This is a genomic window from Corynebacterium sp. HMSC14H10 (genome assembly GCF_001807105.1).
Classification (GTDB): Bacteria; Actinomycetota; Actinomycetes; order Mycobacteriales; family Mycobacteriaceae; genus Corynebacterium; species Corynebacterium jeikeium_D.
Map to the genome: position 1 here is coordinate 127,677 of NZ_KV787421.1, position 19,440 is coordinate 147,116.

The 19,440-nt window shown below is 57.8% G+C and carries 16 protein-coding genes; 8 read left to right on the forward strand and 8 right to left on the reverse strand.

The genetic code is table 11. The features are described 5' to 3' along the window. Window positions 1-283: 283 nt before the first annotated feature. The 4 genes from HMPREF3135_RS04995 to mptB all read right to left on the reverse strand — a co-directional run bounded on the left by HMPREF3135_RS04995 (window position 284) and on the right by mptB (window position 4,900). Window positions 284-1,297, reverse strand: a complete 1,014-nt coding sequence (locus HMPREF3135_RS04995; RefSeq protein ID WP_016422745.1) for a COX15/CtaA family protein — start codon at window positions 1,295-1,297, stop codon at window positions 284-286. Window positions 1,298-1,390: 93 nt separating this feature from the next. Continuing rightward, complete coding sequence (locus tag HMPREF3135_RS05000; protein WP_070438410.1) at window positions 1,391-2,194, reverse strand: ABC transporter permease; 804 nt, start codon at window positions 2,192-2,194, stop codon at window positions 1,391-1,393. Then, on the reverse strand, window positions 2,194-3,162 hold the full coding sequence (locus HMPREF3135_RS05005; RefSeq protein WP_070438414.1) for an ABC transporter ATP-binding protein: 969 nt from the start codon (window positions 3,160-3,162) through the stop codon (window positions 2,194-2,196). Before HMPREF3135_RS05005 ends, HMPREF3135_RS05000 begins: the two co-directional genes overlap by 1 nt. A gap of 25 nt (window positions 3,163-3,187) precedes the next feature. Beyond that, entirely contained in the window at window positions 3,188-4,900 is a 1,713-nt protein-coding gene (mptB, locus tag HMPREF3135_RS05010; RefSeq protein WP_240593343.1) for a polyprenol phosphomannose-dependent alpha 1,6 mannosyltransferase MptB, read from the reverse strand. 212 nt (window positions 4,901-5,112) lie between these two features. Between mptB and HMPREF3135_RS05015 the strand changes: the two genes are divergently transcribed. From HMPREF3135_RS05015 to HMPREF3135_RS05045, 7 genes are all read left to right on the forward strand, one after another. Beyond that, a complete protein-coding gene (locus HMPREF3135_RS05015; RefSeq protein ID WP_048734176.1) occupies window positions 5,113-5,811 on the forward strand; it encodes a helix-turn-helix transcriptional regulator in 699 nt (232 codons plus the stop codon). Continuing rightward, the gene (gene sufB, locus HMPREF3135_RS05020; RefSeq protein ID WP_016422750.1) at window positions 5,808-7,274 is read left to right on the forward strand and encodes a Fe-S cluster assembly protein SufB; all 1,467 of its coding nucleotides are present in this window, start codon (window positions 5,808-5,810) and stop codon (window positions 7,272-7,274) included. Before HMPREF3135_RS05015 ends, sufB begins: the two co-directional genes overlap by 4 nt. Before the next feature lie 5 nt (window positions 7,275-7,279). Continuing rightward, the gene (gene sufD, locus HMPREF3135_RS05025; protein ID WP_070438417.1) at window positions 7,280-8,470 is read left to right on the forward strand and encodes a Fe-S cluster assembly protein SufD; all 1,191 of its coding nucleotides are present in this window, start codon (window positions 7,280-7,282) and stop codon (window positions 8,468-8,470) included. Window positions 8,471-8,562: 92 nt separating this feature from the next. Then, window positions 8,563-9,324 (forward strand): Fe-S cluster assembly ATPase SufC, encoded by a 762-nt coding sequence (sufC, locus tag HMPREF3135_RS05030; RefSeq protein WP_016422752.1) that lies wholly within the window; start codon window positions 8,563-8,565, stop codon window positions 9,322-9,324. Continuing rightward, window positions 9,317-10,570 (forward strand): cysteine desulfurase, encoded by a 1,254-nt coding sequence (locus HMPREF3135_RS05035; protein ID WP_016422753.1) that lies wholly within the window; start codon window positions 9,317-9,319, stop codon window positions 10,568-10,570. The genes sufC and HMPREF3135_RS05035 overlap by 8 nt, the downstream gene beginning before the upstream one ends. A 20-nt stretch (window positions 10,571-10,590) precedes the next feature. Beyond that, a complete protein-coding gene (gene sufU / locus HMPREF3135_RS05040; RefSeq protein ID WP_016422754.1) occupies window positions 10,591-11,106 on the forward strand; it encodes a Fe-S cluster assembly sulfur transfer protein SufU in 516 nt (171 codons plus the stop codon). Then, complete coding sequence (locus HMPREF3135_RS05045; RefSeq protein ID WP_070438420.1) at window positions 11,099-11,563, forward strand: metal-sulfur cluster assembly factor; 465 nt, start codon at window positions 11,099-11,101, stop codon at window positions 11,561-11,563. The genes sufU and HMPREF3135_RS05045 overlap by 8 nt, the downstream gene beginning before the upstream one ends. Window positions 11,564-11,968: 405 nt before the next feature. Here HMPREF3135_RS05045 and HMPREF3135_RS05050 read toward each other — a convergent pair whose 3' ends face one another. Both HMPREF3135_RS05050 and HMPREF3135_RS05055 read right to left on the reverse strand, forming a co-directional pair. Further along, the gene (locus HMPREF3135_RS05050; RefSeq protein WP_049190722.1) at window positions 11,969-13,432 is read right to left on the reverse strand and encodes an amino acid permease; all 1,464 of its coding nucleotides are present in this window, start codon (window positions 13,430-13,432) and stop codon (window positions 11,969-11,971) included. A gap of 98 nt (window positions 13,433-13,530) precedes the next feature. Further along, window positions 13,531-14,739: a lycopene cyclase family protein gene (locus HMPREF3135_RS05055; RefSeq protein ID WP_070438423.1), complete on the reverse strand. Its 1,209-nt coding sequence runs from the start codon at window positions 14,737-14,739 to the stop codon at window positions 13,531-13,533. Between the two features lie 20 nt (window positions 14,740-14,759). Here HMPREF3135_RS05055 and HMPREF3135_RS05060 point away from each other — a divergent pair, with 20 nt between their 5' ends. After that, window positions 14,760-16,391, forward strand: coding sequence for an ABC-F family ATP-binding cassette domain-containing protein (locus HMPREF3135_RS05060; protein WP_038625400.1), 1,632 nt, complete (start codon window positions 14,760-14,762; stop codon window positions 16,389-16,391). On the opposite strand, the gene HMPREF3135_RS05065 is transcribed toward HMPREF3135_RS05060, so the two are convergent. Next, the gene (locus tag HMPREF3135_RS05065; RefSeq protein WP_224433497.1) at window positions 16,388-17,146 is read right to left on the reverse strand and encodes a response regulator transcription factor; all 759 of its coding nucleotides are present in this window, start codon (window positions 17,144-17,146) and stop codon (window positions 16,388-16,390) included. The genes HMPREF3135_RS05060 and HMPREF3135_RS05065 overlap by 4 nt on opposite strands. Then, entirely contained in the window at window positions 17,139-19,415 is a 2,277-nt protein-coding gene (locus HMPREF3135_RS05070; RefSeq protein WP_070438426.1) for a sensor histidine kinase, read from the reverse strand. The genes HMPREF3135_RS05065 and HMPREF3135_RS05070 overlap by 8 nt, the downstream gene beginning before the upstream one ends. Between the last annotated feature and the right edge of the window lie 25 nt (window positions 19,416-19,440).

Below are 19,440 nucleotides of genomic sequence, written 5' to 3' on the forward strand. Positions count from 1 at the left end.
GAGTTTATGACACTTTCAGGCCATTTTTCGCGCGATTTCTGTCATAAACATAGTCAGTAACTCGGATCGATAAGTGGGCAGACCGCCCCCTTGCACCGCCCGCGCAGCCCGCACCGCCCGCGCAGCCCGCTAGCCACTGGGAAACGCACATCCGAGCACACGGAGCCGAGCAGACAGCAGAACCGCCTAAACACGCACAACCAAAGCGCGTGTTTAGGCGGTTCGAGCAGGAATCAACGGCCGGTAACCACAGTCGTTAACACAGCCGCTGACCGGCAGCTAGCTACGCGGTAACCTCGACGTTCTTCTCCGAAGCAACAGTGGCGGCAGCCGCATCGCCTTCAAGCGAGCCAGTGACTTCTGCGCTCCCACCGACAGTGCGGTAACCGTGCTGGAAAAGTACTGCAGTCAAAGCGGTGCAGATACCAGATCCGGCAACGTGAACCGGCACCAATGCCTCCGGTACACCGGACCAGTACTGAATCATTCCAACTACGCCCTGAGCCAAAATGAACACAACGAGTGCGATGGCAACCTTACGCACAGGTGCAAAGGCTTCCGAGGCCAGCAGACCGAAAATGAGGCCGATAACCAGGCCAAGGTAGAGGTACATAAAACCAGCGTGGATATGTGCCAGGTCAACAATCGGTAGCTGGAGGCGATCCTCCGGGAGCACCGAAGCATCTCCAGCGTGTGGTCCCGCACCGGTGACCATAGTTCCGGTAATCAGCGTCATCGTCAGGGCCAGGCCGGAGGCGGCAGCCAGATAGCGCAGATAGCGCGGGTACATGCGGGTAGCAGTGCCGTCATCAGGCTCAGAAATCTTGACGAAAAGCATGCCAGCGAGCCAGACCAGAATCATCGAAGGCAGGAAGTGCAGCGCTACGGCGTACCACTTCAGGTCAACCCAAACGGAGATACCGCCGATAACAGCCTGGACGATAACGCCGAGACCGTTGAGGAAGGCCAGCAACTTGATTTCCTGACGGCGACCGACACGCATAACCGAAAGGAAGAGCAGAAGTGTCAGAGCAACCAGCACAAAGGTGAGCAGCCGGTTGCCAAACTCAATAATCTGATGGAGCATTTCTGCTTCCCCCGCGACAGGAACGAAGCTGCCTGGGTGACATTCAGGCCACGAAGCACAACCGAGACCTGAACCAGTAACACGGACGATAGAACCGGTTACCGCAATTGCCGCCTGTGCAATCAAAACCAGCAGGGCATAGAGCTTCTGGCGCCCGATTGGTGTCAGCGGCAAAAACGATAGGGGCAAACTTCGATCTGCAGTATTCACATTAAGAAATTCTACCCATGCTGGCGGAAAATGGTAATAAGCGAAACCCCTGCGTTGGGCTGCGCTTTTCTATGCAGATTCCCCGACAGATTCCTAGTCATTCGGCATATCAAAACGGAACCAGCGGGCCGCGAATGCAGCGCCAAGGACGCCCCACACGAGTAGCACCCCGACAGCTGACCAATGGACGGACATGGCCAATGCCGCGGAGATCACGTCGGTAAGCGCGACGGACGGCAAGAGGTGTAGCAGTACAGAGCTGATGTCATCTAACGATGGCGCAACGGCCACATACGTAGTAGCACCAATGAGGATGAACCAGATCAAGTTGGCCAGACCTAGGATTAGCTCGGCTCCCAACGTACCTCCCATGAGCAAGCCCAATGAGGTAAAGACGAACGTTCCCAGAAGCATCCCCACATAAGCCAGCAGCCAGCCGCCAATCGACAGCTCTGCGCCAAGGGCGAGCCCCACGAGACTAAACAGTACGTACTGCAACGTGACGGTGGTGCAGACCGACACAATCTTGCCTGCGATAATGCCCCAGGGTGGCACGCCTGAGGCGCCGATGCGCTTCAGGGCTCCGTAACGGCGGTCAAAGCCCACGGCAATTGCCTGCCCGGTAAACCCTGCAGACATGACGGAAATCGCCAGCACCATGGGGAAGATACGCTCGAGCGGATCATCGAGCTCCAACACCGGCACCATCACCAGGCCGATGAGCATCGCCAACGGGATAATGATGGTGAGGAGCATTTGCTCACCATGTCGCCAGAAGAGCTTCGTCTCCAACCACGCCTGCGACATGACCAACTTCGCCATGTCCGAACGCTGTGGCGCTGGGGCGAAAATGCCCTTCGCAAAGCGGGAGGCATCAGACCTCGGTGCGGTAGTCATTAGCTCCTCATCTCCGTTCCAGTGATCTGCAAGAAGACATCTTCAAGCGATTGCGTCGCCCTATTCATCGAGGTGATCAGCACCTCTTGCTGCTCGCAACTCTGCGCCAAGACAGTCAAGGCGCGCGGTGAAGCCTCACCAATCAGGGAAAACTCTCCACCGCCAGAACGCTGCAGACGCTGTGGAAGACCGGACTCGCTGAAGTTGCGGTTGACCTCTTCGAAGTCAAGGCTGCCTCGAACGCTGATCTTCATAGCAGTGCTTGACGACGTTCCCTGGAGAGCCGATGCGCCTGCGCTAGTGATCTCCTCGGTGGTACCGGCCACAACTAAATGGCCCCGGTCGATAATCGCAACGTCGTCGGCAAGCGATTCGGCCTCGTCCATGAGGTGCGTTGTCAGGACCACAGTGACCCCATCACGGCGCAGCGACGAGATGAGATCCCAGACGGCTAGACGGGACTGAGCATCGAGGCCTGCTGTCGGCTCGTCGAGGAACACAAGCTCCGGACGTCCGACCAGGGCACATGCGAGCGACAGTCGCTGCTGCTGACCGCCAGAGAGCCTGCGGTAGTTCGTCTTACGATGGCGTTCTAGGCCAACGATTTCAAGGAGCCAATCAGTGTCCAGCGGGTTTGCGGAGTAACTGGCAACGAGGTTCAGCATTTCGCCAACGCGAACACCGGGGTAGGCACCTCCGCCCTGGAGCATGATGCCAATGCGGCTGCGCAGTGCTGTGGTTTGAGTGACCGGGTCGAGATCGAGAATGCGAATTCGCCCTTCATCCGGCTTGATGAAGCCCTCACACATTTCAACGGTTGTGGTCTTACCAGCGCCGTTGGGGCCGAGGAGCGCAAGAACCCTACCTCGATCCAGGGAAAGCGAAAGGTCTGATACAGCCTCAACGTCATCGAATTTCTTCGTTACGTTCTCAAGGCGCAGAGCAGGAGAATTGGCAGCGTTATTCACGGTTAGTCAGTCTAATCTCACAGTTTTAATGAAGGCGAAATACCTTAGATCGCGTCGAGTACGCCAAGATGACGAACATGACTGCGACGAAGAATACCAACGCCAGTAGGTAAATCTGAGCGACGGTGCCCGGAGGCAACCCCAGGCCGCGTGGTAGTACTACAAAACTGAAAATTGCCGAGTACAGAACCACGGCAATGCGAAATTGTACCCGGTTGGCCCAAGCGGACAGGGGCACGATGGCCCATAGCAGGTACCAGGGGTGCACGACGGGGAAGAGGATTACTAGAGCGAACATCGCGAGGCCGTAGCCGCCGAGCGGGTGAATGCGCCCACGGAACGTCGCTAACAGCATGCGCAGGAGCCAGGCAGCCACCAGCACTACGCCAATGCCGCGGGTAAACAGCAAAGCACTGTCGCTGATATCGCCGAGCCCCAGAAGCCTGCCGAAGAAACCAGCGATGATCCCGAGCAGGGTAGTCAACGACATCCAACTGCGCACCGTTGCGGCGCCACCCTGCGCGGTGATCCAACCAAAGCCCAGACCAGTTCCTAAGGAAACAACGACTGCCGTGACGACGGTTATTGCGCCCGTCACTACCGCGGAAAGAGCAACGGCCTTCCAAGTGCTGCCAAACTTTCGGGCCAGCCACATGCCGGCAAAGCCGAGCGCCACGAAACCGGTGACTTTGACCATTCCGGCAAGGCTGATGAGCACGATACCGCCTGCATACAGCGCCCACGATCTACCTCGGCTTTGGTTCTCGTGTCCGATCGGTCCGGGTTCTGGCAGCTCATCGGGCACCATCGATTGCGCAGGGCCGTGGATAGCTCGCAGACACAGTTCGAGACCAACGAGCAGGAGAGCCAGCAGCAGGGCCTCATTGTGGATACCGCCCACCAGGTGCAGCAATACCAACGGATTGAGCGTGCCCAGCCAGAGGGTGAACTGAGAGCTAACGCCGCAGCGGCGACCAAGCTGCACCAGCGCCCAGGACACCACGAGAAGCGAAACAATGGCGACAAGTCGATGCAGAAAGACGGAAGCGATGACCCCGTCGCTGGTTATCTTGGCGATACCCCATGCCACTGCGAGGGCCGTGGGACCGTATGGGCTCGGCGAGTGCGACCAAATCAATGGCACCGATCGGGCAAGTGGGTCGTTGGCTCCCAATAGGTCAACAGGTCCTGCGAGGTAGGGATCCATACCCCGCTCCACAATTGCAGCCTGCGCCAAATAGGAATAGATATCCTGCGTAAACAGGGGAGCGGTAAACATCAAGGGCAATACCCATGCCGCGTAGGTGCGTATGAGCATCGGAGTAGTCACTGCGGTGACGCGAGTCCGCGCACCGGCCAGAACGAAAGCGCCGACACCCAACCAGGCTGTGACTAACATGCCAATGCCCACGAAGGTGACGATTGTCGTTGCCACCAACATTCGACCGAGGATTAGCCCAAGTGGTGTACCCCAAAACTCATTTCCAACCACCGGTGTCGCGCCTGCGCCAATCCCAGCGACCATAATAAAGATCGCACCGAGAGCACCCAGCCAACGCAGCCAGGTGAAGCGTCTGAGTTCGCGGTAATTGATGCGGTGTTGGAGCGGCTGTTCTGAGCCCTGGTGGAGGGTTGCCGACCTAGAACCGGCCAGACCAATTTTCGGAATGGCGTCACGCACCCCGAGAGCGTCGTCGAAGGCGGACGAGCGGCGCGGGGTAGGTCGGTTAGTTTTCACAAAGTCACATAGTAGACGATTCGACACGCCGAAAGGGCGTTCTAATCAGCGACGTTGCATTGATATTTAAATGCGTTGGACATTGTGGCCCAATTACGACACAATTATGTTGTCTAATACACCAGCGGCGCAAGTGGGATACTTGCCTCGCTGAGCCACCTAGACACCCATTATTATCCAGCAGTCCAATCGCAGGAGGTGACTCACCAGTCATGGCAGATCGGAAGCCGACAGTCAATGATGGTGATACGCGCAAGCGCATTCTCCAATTGCTTCTGGAACACAACCCGGCGTCCGCGACTTTTATCGCAGACACCCTGGGACTATCCGCTGCAGGCGTCCGCCGTCATATTGACATTCTGGTGGACGAAGGTCTTGCCGAAACCGCTCCGGCACCCAGCACCGGCCCCCGGGGCCGAGGCAGGCCAGCAAAGTCCTATCGCCTGACAGATCGGGGCCGCGCTAGATTCGGGCACGCTTACGACGATCTTGCCAGTGCAGCTCTGACCGCACTGCGCAAGGCCGGTGGTGAGCAGGCAGTTGCCCAGTTTGCCCGTCAGCGCATTGATGACATTCTGCTCGGCGTCACCCCAGTGGGGCAGGACGCAGAGAAGGAAGAGGTCGTAGAGGCCGTCGTCGATGCTTTCCGACGGGCCGGGTACGCGGCAACTATCAACCAGAACACTGGCGGCGTGCAAATTTGCCAGCACCATTGCCCAATTAGCCACGTAGCCTCCGAGTTTCCGGAGCTCTGCGCGGCGGAGCATGAAGCCGTTAGTAAATTATTAGGTCAGCACACCCAACCGTTGGCGACTATCGCTGATGGAAACGGTATCTGCACTACGAATATCCCACTCACTCCCGTAACAAAGACACTTACTGAATCGCCACAAGAAAGGAGCGGAGAATGACCCTCGCCCATGAGAACTCCACCGACGTGGCTGAATCCACGAAGGCTGCCACTCCGCAGACTGACGAAGAGATTATCGAGTCCATTGGTGCCTACCAGTTCGGTTGGCACGACCCGGATACCGCTGGCGCTTCCGCGAAGCGTGGCCTGTCTGAAGCGGTCGTTCGCGATATTTCGGCTAAGAAGAACGAGCCGGAGTGGATGCTTGAACGTCGCTTGAAGGCTTTGGAAATCTTCGACCGCAAGCCGCTGCCCACCTGGGGCGCGGATTTGTCGGGCATCGACTTCGACAACATTAAGTACTTCGTTCGCTCCACCGAGAAGCAGGCCCAGACCTGGGAAGACCTGCCGGAGGATATTAAGAACACCTACGACAAGCTCGGCATTCCGGAGGCTGAGAAGCAGCGCCTGGTCGCAGGTGTCGCCGCTCAGTACGAGTCTGAGGTTGTCTACCACCAGATTCGCGAGGATCTGGAGGCCCAGGGCGTTATCTTCCTGGACACCGACACCGCTCTCAAGGAGCACCCGGAGCTGTTTAAGGAGTACTTCGGCACCGTCATTCCGTCCGGTGACAACAAGTTCTCCGCTCTTAACACCGCAGTCTGGTCCGGCGGCTCCTTCATTTACGTGCCGAAGGGCGTCCACGTGGACATCCCACTGCAGGCATACTTCCGTATCAACACGGAAAACATGGGACAGTTCGAGCGCACGCTCATTATTGTCGACGAAGATGCCTACGTGCACTACGTCGAGGGCTGTACCGCTCCGATTTACAAGTCCGACTCGCTGCACTCGGCTGTTGTGGAGATCATCGTGAAGAAGGGTGGCCGCTGCCGCTACACCACGATCCAGAACTGGTCGAACAACGTCTACAACCTGGTTACCAAGCGCACCAAGTGCGAAGAGGGCGCAACCATGGAGTGGATTGACGGCAACATCGGTTCCAAGGTCACCATGAAGTACCCGGCAGTGTGGATGACCGGTCCGCATGCCAAGGGCGAGGTGCTGTCCGTGGCTATGGCTGGCGAGGGCCAGTTCCAGGACACCGGCGCCAAGATGGTGCACATGGCTCCGCACACGAGCTCCAACATCGTGTCCAAGTCCGTGGCCCGCAACGGTGGCCGCGCTGCCTACCGCGGGCTGGTGCAGGTCAACAAGGGTGCCAAGCACTCGCACTCCAACGTCGAGTGTGACGCACTCCTGGTGGACACGATTTCACGTTCGGACACGTACCCATACGTGGATGTCCGCGAGGACGACGTCACCCTCGGCCACGAGGCAACGGTTTCCAAGGTCTCTGACGATCAGCTTTTCTACCTGATGAGCCGCGGCATCGAGGAAGAAGATGCAATGGCCATGGTCGTGCGCGGCTTTGTCGAGCCCATCGCCAAGGAGCTCCCGATGGAATACGCCCTCGAGCTCAACCGCCTCATTGAACTGCAGATGGAAGGTTCGGTCGGTTAATACCAATGACTACGACGATTAACAACGAAAACCAGGCTGCTCATAGCCGCCGCGTGCTGGCGAACAAGGGCGACGTTTTCTCATCCTTCAACGTGGAGGACTTCGCCGTGCCACATGGCAAGGATGAAGAGTGGAAGTTCACGCCGCTGCGTAAGCTCCGCGGTCTCCACAACGGCACCGCAGCAGAGCCGGTTGCAGCCTCCATTTCGGTCGAGACTGCTGGTCAGGATGGCGTCGCTGTGGACGTCGTTAAGCGTGACGACGAGCGCCTTGGTCGCGCCGGCGCCCCAACGGACCGCGTGGCAGCACAGGCGTACTCCAACTTCGACGATGCGCACATCGTTACCTTCGCGAAGAACTCGGTGTCCAAGGAGCCTGTCGTCATCGACATCGATGGTCCGGGCGAGGACAACGTGTCCTACGGCCACATCGTCATTGACGTGCAGTCTCACGCCGAGGCCGTCTGCGTCATTAACTACCGAGGCAGTGGCACGTTCGCGGACAACATCGAGTTCGTAATCGGCGACGGCGCCAAGCTGGGTGTCGTGACCATGGTGAACTGGAACGAAGATGCCGTTCATGGCTCTGCGCACCACGTTCGTGTCGGCCGGGATGCTACGCTGCGCCACACTGTCGCAACGTTTGGCGGCGAGGTTGTCCGTATCGTTCCGCGCGTTGCTTTCACGGCACCCGGCGGCGACGTCGATCTGCTGGGCGTGTACTTCGCCGATGCCGGTCAGTACTTTGAAAACCGCATGCTGGTCGACCACGCTGTGCCGAACTGCCGCTCCAACGTAATGTACAAGGGCGCGCTGCAGGGCGAGCCGAATGTCGCTCATCGTGAGGCCCGCACCGCGTGGGTGGGAGACGTGCTCATTCGTGCAGAAGCTACGGGCACCGACACCTACGAGCTCAACCGCAACCTGCTGCTCACCGAGGGCGCGCGTGCCGACGCAGTTCCGAACCTGGAAATTGAAACCGGTGAGATTGCCGGTGCTGGTCACGCTGCCACCGTTGGCCGCTTCGACGAGGAACAGCTCTTCTACCTGCTCTCGCGTGGTATTCCGGAGCTGGCCGCTCGCCGTCTGGTGGTTCGCGGCTTCTTCAGCGAGGTCATCAACCTGATTCCGGTCGAGTCCGTTCGCGAGAAGCTTGAAAAGCTCGTTGACGAAGAGCTCAACACCGCTGGCTTCTAACCGCTTATCTTCTTTCTCACCCTTTCCGTCCTGTCACCCCGGAAGTGCCGGGGGACAGGCCACTTACACCGATTAAAGGAAAAGATTTCACTATGAGCACTTTGGAAATCCGTAACCTCCACGCGCAGGTGCTGCCGACCGACGAGTCCGCCGAGCCCAAGGAGATTTTGAAGGGCGTCAACCTGACGATCAACTCCGGCGAAACCCACGCTGTGATGGGGCCGAACGGCTCTGGTAAATCCACCCTGAGCTACACCATCGCAGGTCACCCGCGTTACGAAGTCACCGAGGGCGAGATTCTCCTCGACGGCGAAAACGTGCTGGAGATGAGCGTCGACGAGCGCGCTCGCGCTGGGCTCTTCCTGGCAATGCAGTACCCGGTCGAGGTCACCGGCGTGTCCATGTCCAACTTCCTGCGCTCTGCAGCAACCGCTGTCCGCGGCGAGGCTCCGAAGCTGCGCCACTGGGTCAAGGAGGTCCGTGAGGCAATGGCTGACCTGGAGATCGATTCGTCGTTCTCCGAGCGCTCCGTCAACGAGGGCTTCTCCGGTGGCGAGAAGAAGCGTCACGAGATTCTGCAGCTCGACCTGCTGAAGCCGAAGTTCGCCATCCTGGACGAGACCGACTCCGGCCTGGACGTCGACGCTCTGCGCGTTGTCTCTGACGGCATTAACCGCTACCAGGACGAAAACGACGGCGGCATTCTGATCATTACTCACTACCAGCGCATCCTGAACTACGTGAAGCCGGACTTCGTCCACGTCTTCCACGATGGTCGCTTCATCACCTCCGGTGGCCCGGAGCTTGCAGACGAGCTGGAAGAGCACGGCTACGAGAAGTACATCAATGCCTAACGCCGAACTACTCAGCCCATCACTCCGCGAGGACTTTCCGATTCTGTCGCGCACTGTCCGTGACGGAAAGCGGCTGGTCTACCTGGATTCCGGAGCGACCTCGCAGCGCCCCAAGCAAGTCATCGATGCTGAGGTGGAGTTCCTAACCCACCACAATGCACCGGTGCACCGCGGTGCCTACGAGATTGCTGAGGAGGCCACGGACGCCTACGAAGATGCCCGCGAAGCCATTGCAGGCTTCATCGGCGCCGACTATGACGAGCTGGTCTTCACCAAGAACGCCACCGAAGCGTTGAACACAGTGGCATTCGTGCTTGGCGACGACCGCGCAGGTCAGTACCAGGTCGGCGAGGGTGACGAGATTGTCGTCACTGAGCTGGAGCATCACGCGAACTTGGTGCCGTGGCAGGAGCTGGCTCGCCGCACTGGTGCGACACTGCGTTGGTATGGCGTGACTGAAGACGGCCGCATTGATATGGACTCGCTGGAGCTCAGCGAGAAGACCAAAGTTGTGGCCTTTACCCATCAGTCAAACGTCACCGGTGCAGTAACCGATGTGAAGGAAATGGTGCGCCGTGCTCGCGAGGTCGGAGCGCTGGTAGTCCTCGATGCCTGCCAGTCGGTGCCGCATATGCCTGTCGACGTCAAGGAGCTCGATGTGGACTTCCTGGCGTTCTCCGGCCACAAGATGCTCGGCCCCAACGGGGTCGGCGCGCTCTACGGTCGCCGGGAACTGCTCGAGGCACTGCCGCCGTTCCTCACTGGTGGCTCGATGATTGAGGTCGTCACCATGGAGAAGACCACCTTCGCGGCGCCTCCGCAGCGCTTCGAGGCGGGTACCATGATGACCTCCCAGGTCGTCGGCCTGGGTGCTGCGGTGAAGTACCTGGATGCCATCGGTATGGATAAGGTAGCTGCTCATGAGCACCACCTGACCGCGCTCGCACTGGAGAAGCTGCAGGAAATTGATGGCGTGACCATCATCGGTCCGACTACTCCAGAACAGCGTGGCTCTGCAGTCTCCTTCAAGGTTGAGGGCATTCACCCGCACGATCTTGGCCAGGTTTTAGACGACCAGGGCGTGTGCATCCGCGTCGGTCACCATTGCGCGTGGCCAATTCACCAAATCCTCAACGCCCAGTCGACCGCCCGGGCATCCTTCTACATCTACAACACGGAAGAGGACGTTCAGGCGCTTGCCGACGCAGTGCGCCATGCACAGAAGTTCTTCGGTGTCACCCCGTAACTTTAAGAAAGGAGAAGGACATGAAGCTCGAGCAGATGTACCAGGAAGTTATCCTGGATCACTACAAGCATCCGCAGCATGCGGGTTTGCGGGAGCCTTTCAATACGGAAGTGCATCACGTCAACCCGTCGTGTGGCGATGAACTCACGCTTCGCGTCACTCTGAACGACGACCTCACCGTCGTCAATGACGTCTCCTATGACGCCGTGGGCTGTTCTATCTCGCAAGCCTCCACCTCAGTTATGGCTGAGGAGATTGTCGGCAAGACTGTCGACGAGGCCATGGCCAAGCTTGCCGAGTTCGAGAAGATGGTCACGTCCCGAGGCAAGATTGAGGGCGATGAGGACATTATCGGCGATGGGATTGCCTTCGCTGGAGTTTCTAAGTACCCCGCCCGCGTGAAGTGCGCACTTCTCGGATGGAAAGCTTTCCAGGCCGCAACCGCTGAGGCCCTGGCCAACGCTGCTGAAGGCAACGGCGTTGGTACCGCGACTGTAACCGTTACCAATGACGAGGAAGGCCATCGCCATGACTGAACCAATCGCTAATGACGCCACCTCGCCCGCACAGCCTGATGCTGTCGACGAGGACACCATGACTACTGGTGCTCCCATTGATGAGGGGGATGAGTACGAGTCCATCACCGTCCCGCCGGCACCGGAGCAGACCGAAGCCGATAACAAGCTGGCTATCCAGGTTGAAGAGGCAATGTACGAGGTTGTTGACCCGGAACTCGGAGTCAACGTCGTGGACCTGGGCCTGGTATATGACATCTGGATTGAAGAAGGCGACATTGCCGCTATCTTCATGACACTCACGTCCCCGGCCTGCCCGCTGACCGATATGCTCACCGACCAGACTGCCTCCGAGGTTATGAAGGTCGAGGGTATCCGCGACTTCCGCCTCAACTGGGTCTGGTCCCCGGCATGGGGCCCACACATGATCACTGAGGACGGCCGCGAGCAGATGCGCGCTCTCGGTTTCTCGGTCTAGATGATCAGTGACAGCGGTGATTAGAGAACCGCTACGTTAAAAGTGCTTGGCGACGAGCTCCTGGCTCGTTCAGCTAGGCACTTTTTCGTTTGTTTTTTGAGTTGCTGACTGCGTTTATGGCCGGGATCGGTAGGGCGATGCGAGTTACTGACTGCATTTATGTCAAAAATGGCTCAAAAAATGGCCTGAAAGCGTCATAAACTTGCACAGTTTCACATCTGCAGCCCGTATTCACACGAGCATCCCCGCAATTTTTTCAAGCTGTCCGACTCGGAGTTAAAAACGACCCCACCTGGCACTGAAAAGTGCCAAGCGGGGTCGCTATTGTCTTCGACTGCTAATCCAAGTTGTGAGAGTTAGATGCGAGATGCATAGCTACTCGCATCTATTCACAGCTCTTCGCAGCTATTCGCGAGTCATGTCTGCGGTGGCCGGGTCAACGAGCTTGGAGCCCGTGACCTTCTTATGGATAAACCACAGCAGGACGAAGACCGGGATACCCAGGTACGGAGTGAGGATAGCGAAGATATTTTCGCCAGTGCGGATCGGATCAAGTGCCTGTCCGGCCACCACAAAGAAGCACATAATCAGTGCCAGCACAGCACCGGCAGGGAAAAAGTTCGCCTTGTAGGGAAGCGAATCCAACGGGATATTCTGGGCCTTCAGACACTTGCGGAAGCGGTAGTGGCTGAAAGAGATACCAAACCAGGTGATAAAGCCCGCGAGCGCAGAAAGTGTCAACAAGAAGGTGTACGCCACGCCATCGCCTACCAATGAAGTAATGAAGCCAGCCATACCGATCACAGCGGTGGCAATCAGAGCGCGCAGCGGAACGCCGTGCCCGGAAAGCTTGCCGAAGTAACGCGGAGCGTGTCCCTGGCGGGCCAGGGAAAACAGCATACGAGTGGACACATACATACCGGAGTTACCCGCAGACAACACCGAAGTCAGAATAACGGCGTTCATCAGGCCAGCGGCAATCGCAATACCTGCGCGTTCAAAGACCAGGGTGAACGGTGAAATGGAAATGTTGTCCTCGGCGGCGTTCAGAAGATTCGGGTCCGTGTACGCAATAAGGAAACCAATAACAGCGATGGCACCGATGTAGAACAGCAGGATACGCCAGAAGATAGTGCGAATCGCGCGGGGAATCGTACGCTCAGGATCTTCAGCCTCACCTGCTGCTACGCCAACCATCTCGGTGCCCTGGAAGGAGTATCCGGCTACAACGAAGACAGCCAACAGTCCCATTCCGCCATTGACGAATGGGGCGTCGCCCGTGGTCCAGTTTTCGAAGCCGGGGGAGGAGCCGCCCAAGATGCCGAAAATCATGCCGACACCAAGAACGAGGAAGACGATGACGGTAATGACCTTGATGGTCGCAAACCAGAACTCACCCTCGCCGAATGCACGTGCGGACAGGGCGTTCAGCCCGAATAGAATCGCGAGGAAGAGCGCGGACCAGATGATTGAAGGCACATCCGGGAACCAATAGCGCATCACCAGCGCAGCAGCGACGAGCTCTGCGGCCACAGTAATCGCCCAGTTAAACCAGTAGTTCCAGCCCATGGCAAAGCCGAAGGATTCTGAGACGTATCGGCGACCGTACTCCTGGAAGGAACCGGGCACCGGCAGGTAAGCGGCCATCTCGCCGAGAGACTGCATAACCAGCCACACCATGATGCCGATAAGAGCGTAAGCGATAAGCGCACCGCCTGGACCGGCCTGCGAAATGGTCGCACCGGAGGCAACAAACAGGCCCGTACCAATGGCACCACCAATGGCAATCATGTTCAGGTGGCGAGCTCTCAGCCTGCGCTGAAGCTTATGGTTTTGTGAGGAAGTCTCCTCAGATTGCGTCGAAGTCATTCATTTATCATAAGCGTTTGTACTCCGGTGAATGCAAAAACCACACCGCTTTAATTGTTGGTATCACCCCACAAATCGGCTGATGTATATGCTCCCGGTCAACGAGATCTCCATCTCCCAGGTCCCCACACAAACCCTGCGATGAGCTTTCCGCACGTACGCGGACTCATTTTCAGCAAAGGCACGGCCACTTTCGCCATAGCGCGAAGCGTCGTCAGTGGGGATGTCCCTATCAAATAGGCAAACACGTCCTTTTCCGGCAACGAAAAGAACGCCCGAAAAAACGCACCCGTCTGTCGTGCATCGAACCCCAGCAACGCCGCGAGCCCACGTTCGCGTAGCCATCGCTGCAATCGCATGCTTAACGACGTCCCCAGCGTCCGGCTTCCCTTCTTTTCCATATCGGCCAAGAAGCGGTCGACATCTTCGATAACCGAACCCACCGAGTAACCAGTGGCAGGATGCATCCAACCACCAGCAAAGCCGAAGAGGGTGCCCATGGATGGTCCACTGTGCCAGAAGTCACCGCGGCGAGAGGGAAGGTTTGCCAGTAGGGGAAAGGACACCACTTCTTCGTCGATGGCCAGATCTTCCGAAAGCCCCAGGGACTTCAACCGTACACTTTGGCGTCTACGCAACAGCGCTAGAAGTACGGAGTCATCGGCCTCACCGCCGCTGCCGACTGGCGCACCGGCTTCGCCACGATACCCGTCAACCATAGGAGTCGGAGTAGCGAGGATAGTCTCTTCAATGAGGAAGGTCCTGTCATCCAAGAAAATGCGATAGGAGAAACTAGCCGGCTCTGTCGCTGGGGCAACCGGTTCGGCCGGAGTGAAGTCCATGAGGACTGCGCGGCGGTGGGCGCTGGGGACGTCGTCAAGCGAAAAGATGTGCCCGATGGCGAGCTGCCGTACCTGCCCACCTCGCCCGACTGCGGCGTGCGTGCGCCCGGTGGTGACAATTGTGATGTCAGTACCCGTGGTTTCGGAATCGGTGAGTGCGCGGCGTTCGATGTGGAAACCGCCAAGTTCTTGCAGGCAGTCCTTGTTAACAACGCCGTAGTTGCGGGCAAGCTGACGTTCGGTGCCGTCGGCAAGAATGACGCTGGGTTGAAAAGTGGCGGCGAGGAAGTCGCTGGGCAACCAGTCGGGGAGTTGGTCGCACCAGAGACCAATCGTCGAGGGCAGTGTGCCACCGGCTGGGTCATAAGCGGTGACATCCCAGCCGCGAGCGGATGCACGGTGGGCGGCGATTCTTCCGGCGGGCCCGAGGCCGACGACGGAGGCGGTCACGGGAAATGAAGTCATAACTGGTAGGCTACTCGTTCGTGATTGTGACCCATGACCTTGAAGTCCGAGTCGGCGCCCGTACCCTGCTCACTGCTCCGGGTGAGCAGCTGCGCGTCCAGCCGGGAGACCGGATTGGACTCGTCGGGCGAAATGGTGCTGGCAAAACGACGACTATGCGTATTCTCTCCGGTGAAACTGAACCCTATGGCGGTTCAGTAGTGCGCTCTGGCTCGATTGGTTACCTGCCACAGGACTCGCGCGAGGGCAACATCGACATCTCCGCCCGCGACCGTGTGCTGTCGGCGCGAGGTCTTGACCAAATCCGCCGCAGCATGGATCGCCAACAGGAGATCATGGAGACCGCGACCACTGACACGAAACGCGATGCGGCGATTCGGAAGTTTTCGCGTCTCGAGGAGCGCTACCACGACCTCGGCGGCTACGAGGCGAACGCCGAGGCAGCCCGCATTTGCGACGCGCTGGGGTTGCCGGAGCGCGTACTCGACCAGCCGCTGAAGACGCTTTCGGGTGGTCAGCGCCGCCGCGTCGAGCTTGCTCAGATTCTCTTCGCCGCTACCGAAGGCTCGGGCAAGTCCGCCACGACGCTGCTTCTCGACGAGCCGACGAACCACCTCGATGCGGATTCGATTACCTGGCTGCGCGAATTCCTCAGTAAGCATGAGGGCGGCTTGATTATGATTTCGCACGATGTCGAGCTGCTCGAGGCCGTGTGTAACAAAGTCTGGTTCCTCGATGCGGTGCGCGCCGAAGCTGATGTGTACAACATGGGCTGGAAGAACTACCTGTCGGCACGCGCGACCGATGAGGCTCGACGTCGCCGTGAGTTCGCCAACGCGGAGAAGAAGGCCAGCGCACTGCGCAAGCAGGCCGAGAAGCTAGGCGCGAAGGCGACGAAGGCCCGTGCGGCCAAGCAGATGGTGGCTCGTGCTGAGCGCATGATGGACAGTCTCGACGAGGTCCGTGTCGAGGATAAGGTCGCTCATATTTCCTTCCCAGAACCGGCGCCCTGTGGCAAGACTCCGCTCAACGCCACGGGACTGACCAAGATGTATGGTTCGTTGGAAGTCTTCGCCGGTGTGGATCTTGCGATTGACAAGGGGTCCCGCGTGGTTGTCCTCGGCTTCAATGGCGCTGGTAAGACGACGCTGCTGAAGCTACTCGCCGGTGTGGAGCGCACCGATGGCGAAGGCGGCATTGTCTCCGGCCACGGCCTGCGCATCGGCTATTTCGCCCAGGAGCATGACACGATTGACCCGGACAAGACTGTCTGGGAAAACACGGTCTACGCCTGCCCTGACGTCAACGAGCCGGAACTGCGGAGCCTGCTCGGTGCCTTTATGTTCTCCGGCGACAAGCTGCAGCAGCCAGCGGGAACCCTCTCCGGTGGTGAGAAGACACGTCTGGCGCTGGCGACGCTGGTTAGCTCCCGCGCAAACGTCCTGCTTCTCGACGAGCCCACTAACAACCTCGACCCGCAGTCCCGCGAACAGGTTCTCGATGCACTTCGCACTTACACCGGGGCCGTCGTTCTGGTTACCCACGATCCAGGTGCGGTCAAGGCGCTAGAGCCCGAGCGCGTCATCGTGCTTCCCGACGGCACCGAAGACCTCTGGAGCGACGACTACATGGAAATCGTCGAGCTGGCTTAAGACGGATCCATTGGCCCTGGCAGGTAACCGTCCTGCTGAGCGAGCCTATACATCTCCGACTTGTTAAGGCTGTTCTCGGCCCGGCCAGCTGCCGCATACTTGGCTCGAATACGACCCAAGTAGTCCAACACGGTGTTCGGTGTCAGCCCTGTCATCGACGCGACTCGCTTCGTCGACTCACCGGAGGCGTAAAGCTCCAGTACCTCACGCTGGCGTTCTGACAAATCGACAGAGTCGAGCAGGGGATCAGAGTCAACTACCGATGCCCATTCTGTAGTCAGCGCGCCCTTGCCAAGTGCCGCCAGCCGTACTGCAGACACGATTGTCTCCGGGGTTTCCGATTTCTGCACAACCCCCATTACTCCGGTACGCACTGCCTTTCGGACAAGGTATGGGCTTTCAGCTGACGAGAGGATGAGCACGTGATCGGTAACCAATTCCAGCGACAGAACGTTCTGCGCTGGATCTGAATTATCCGCCAGCCGTAGATCCAGCACGACCACATCCAGGCGGTCATCGGTGCCCACATCGGCCAGTAGCTCCGGCACAGTTTGATAACAGCCGACGAGCTCAAAGTCTGGCTCTGCAGAAAGCAGGGTTTCGAGCCCCTGCAGAGTCAAGGCATGATCATCAATCGCAGCAACGCGAAGCAAACGATCCGACTGCACGCTGTAATCTCCGATGTTGTCGGAGTCAATTGCAGCCGAGACGTCGATGGAAGCATTGCTCATTCCCGCAATATTCTCCCTAGTCACGTGACATCACTATCCTCTCACCGGCTTCATCAAACCTTTGCACTCCATTGTCATCAGAAATAGATGCAAATGCACGTCTGCCCGGGGGCAATAGGCGAATTGTTACCGATCCTTCTTCGGCGTTATCGATTGCTTCGAGGAAGTTCGGCATCAACTTGGCCACCGCGGAATCGTCGTCGACAAGCGGAATACGGCGCACATCGGTGCTATCGGAAACGGCCTGCGTGTGATTGCGGTCATCGAGGAGCCGGACATGAACACCTCTTGCGCGGGCGTCCCAAACAGCTTGGTGAAGGGACCCAACATTTAGATGCGGCGAACGTAGGACGTCTCGGAGAAGCTGCTCTGTAAGCCGCGCACGCAACTGCAGTCGCGGGGTCGGTTCTTCCAAAACTGCAGCGGCGCTAAAAATGGGGCCGACCCGGCGCTGCAGCCATTCGTAGTTACTCTGGCTGCTAATTTCGTACTCTTTGGCGGCCCCGGCAGCGTACAGCGCACGATTATAATCCTGAATAGACTGCGGAACGGTGCGCATAAAAAAGCGGACCATGATGGACGTCAAAATTCCCGCGACCAACATCACGGAGCGAACTAACAGGTCAACTCCAGAGATACTGATGTGGGTCGTATCCGAGGGGGCAAAGGGGAAGAACTTGAGAAGTTCCACCATGATCGCGCCACCGAGCACTGAATTCAGCGCAACCCAGGGGCGGCCGCGGATGGCGAGCAATGCAGATGCAAAAGAAATTAAGCTAAAGTGCCAGAAATACGACCATTCCAAATTATTTGGAATGGGCTGGTAGAGCCCCACGACAGCTAATACAACGATCGCGACACCAGTTACAATTGCACGGGCTAACGGCAATTGTGAATGGCGGCCATACATAATCAGCCCGAGAAGGCCGATCGCTAATGCCAGACTGATTTGCCCGGCCGCGGTAAATAATTGTCCATTACTGACTAGAACCATGAACAACACGCCGACGATCGCGCCGTAGAACTGCCAGGAAAAAACAATTGACATTCCCATGAGGTCATACAGCGATGTCGTGTGAGCGGAGGAATCGACTACATCTTCCTCTTCCACAGGAGAGGTATTACCGTGCCATTTGAGAATAACCTGAGTACCTTTCCCAGGCTTTGAATTAACGAGAGCATCTCCACCGCGAAGGGCCTCCATTCGCCCTTTAACGCTCAACCGGATACCTGCACGATGCGGGTCAATTCCCTCGGGGTCGAACCCGGTGCCATCGTCACGAAAATCAATAGACACCTCTCCCGAGGCAACACGAATGTGGCATTTCTTTTCCGCTGCGGCACCTGCGTGACGCTTGGCATTATTTGCCACCTCGGTTGCGGCTAATAGGAACGTGTTAGCAACTTCTCCTGGCAGCCGAACTGGACCGCCTTCTTCGCTGGTATCTAGCGTTACCCCAATGTCGGGGCTCACCGACATCAATTGCGCTCGTACGGACTCCGCAAAAGTTCTACCGCTTACTGTTTGCCGAGGCGAGAAAAACAGCCCGGTCTGCTCGTCTAGCGAGAAGTCAATCTTAGAGCCCTTACCAATTGCAGACAATGCGGCCAATACATAGTCATGGACATAGGCGTTGAAGCTGCTCATCGCCTCGCCGCGGACACGCATGCGCTCCGCTCTCTCATTCACCTTTCGAGAGTTCTCGTAGGTGAAGTCAATAAGTCTTGCGACGGGTTGTGCAGAGCCCGCAATAATCACAAATGGAAAAGTGTTGATGAGATTGAATCCGACATCCGACAACATGTCGAGCCAAAAAGTGTGTCCCAGCAACCACGAATTAATGACCGCAATAAGTCCGGGAACAAATACCATCACGGACAAACTGATGTGGAGTGGCACTGTCAGAGCAAATGCAGCGAGGGCTAAACCTGAAAATGGGCTATACCAGAGCGCATTTCCAACGACGTTATGAGGGAGATCCCAATAGGTTGAAACCAACATCAGGAAAACCAACATGATGTACATCGGCACACGCAGTGCGGTAATAAGGCCTCGCCGCGTATTATTAATCACAGCCCAAATCAGCAACATATCGCTGAGAATGAATATGAGCAGTGATGCAAAAGGGAACCAGTGGCTCAGAAAGTTTTCAAAGGGGACAGAACGAACAGCCGATTCAACCTGCCACAAAAAGCCGGTGACGGCAATAATAATCGCGCCGGATCGCAGCACAGACATTTCAATTGATGGTGACTGTCCGGCAAGTGCCGAATCGGGATTCCACCTCTCCATGCGACAATCACATTCCTTTTGCTTA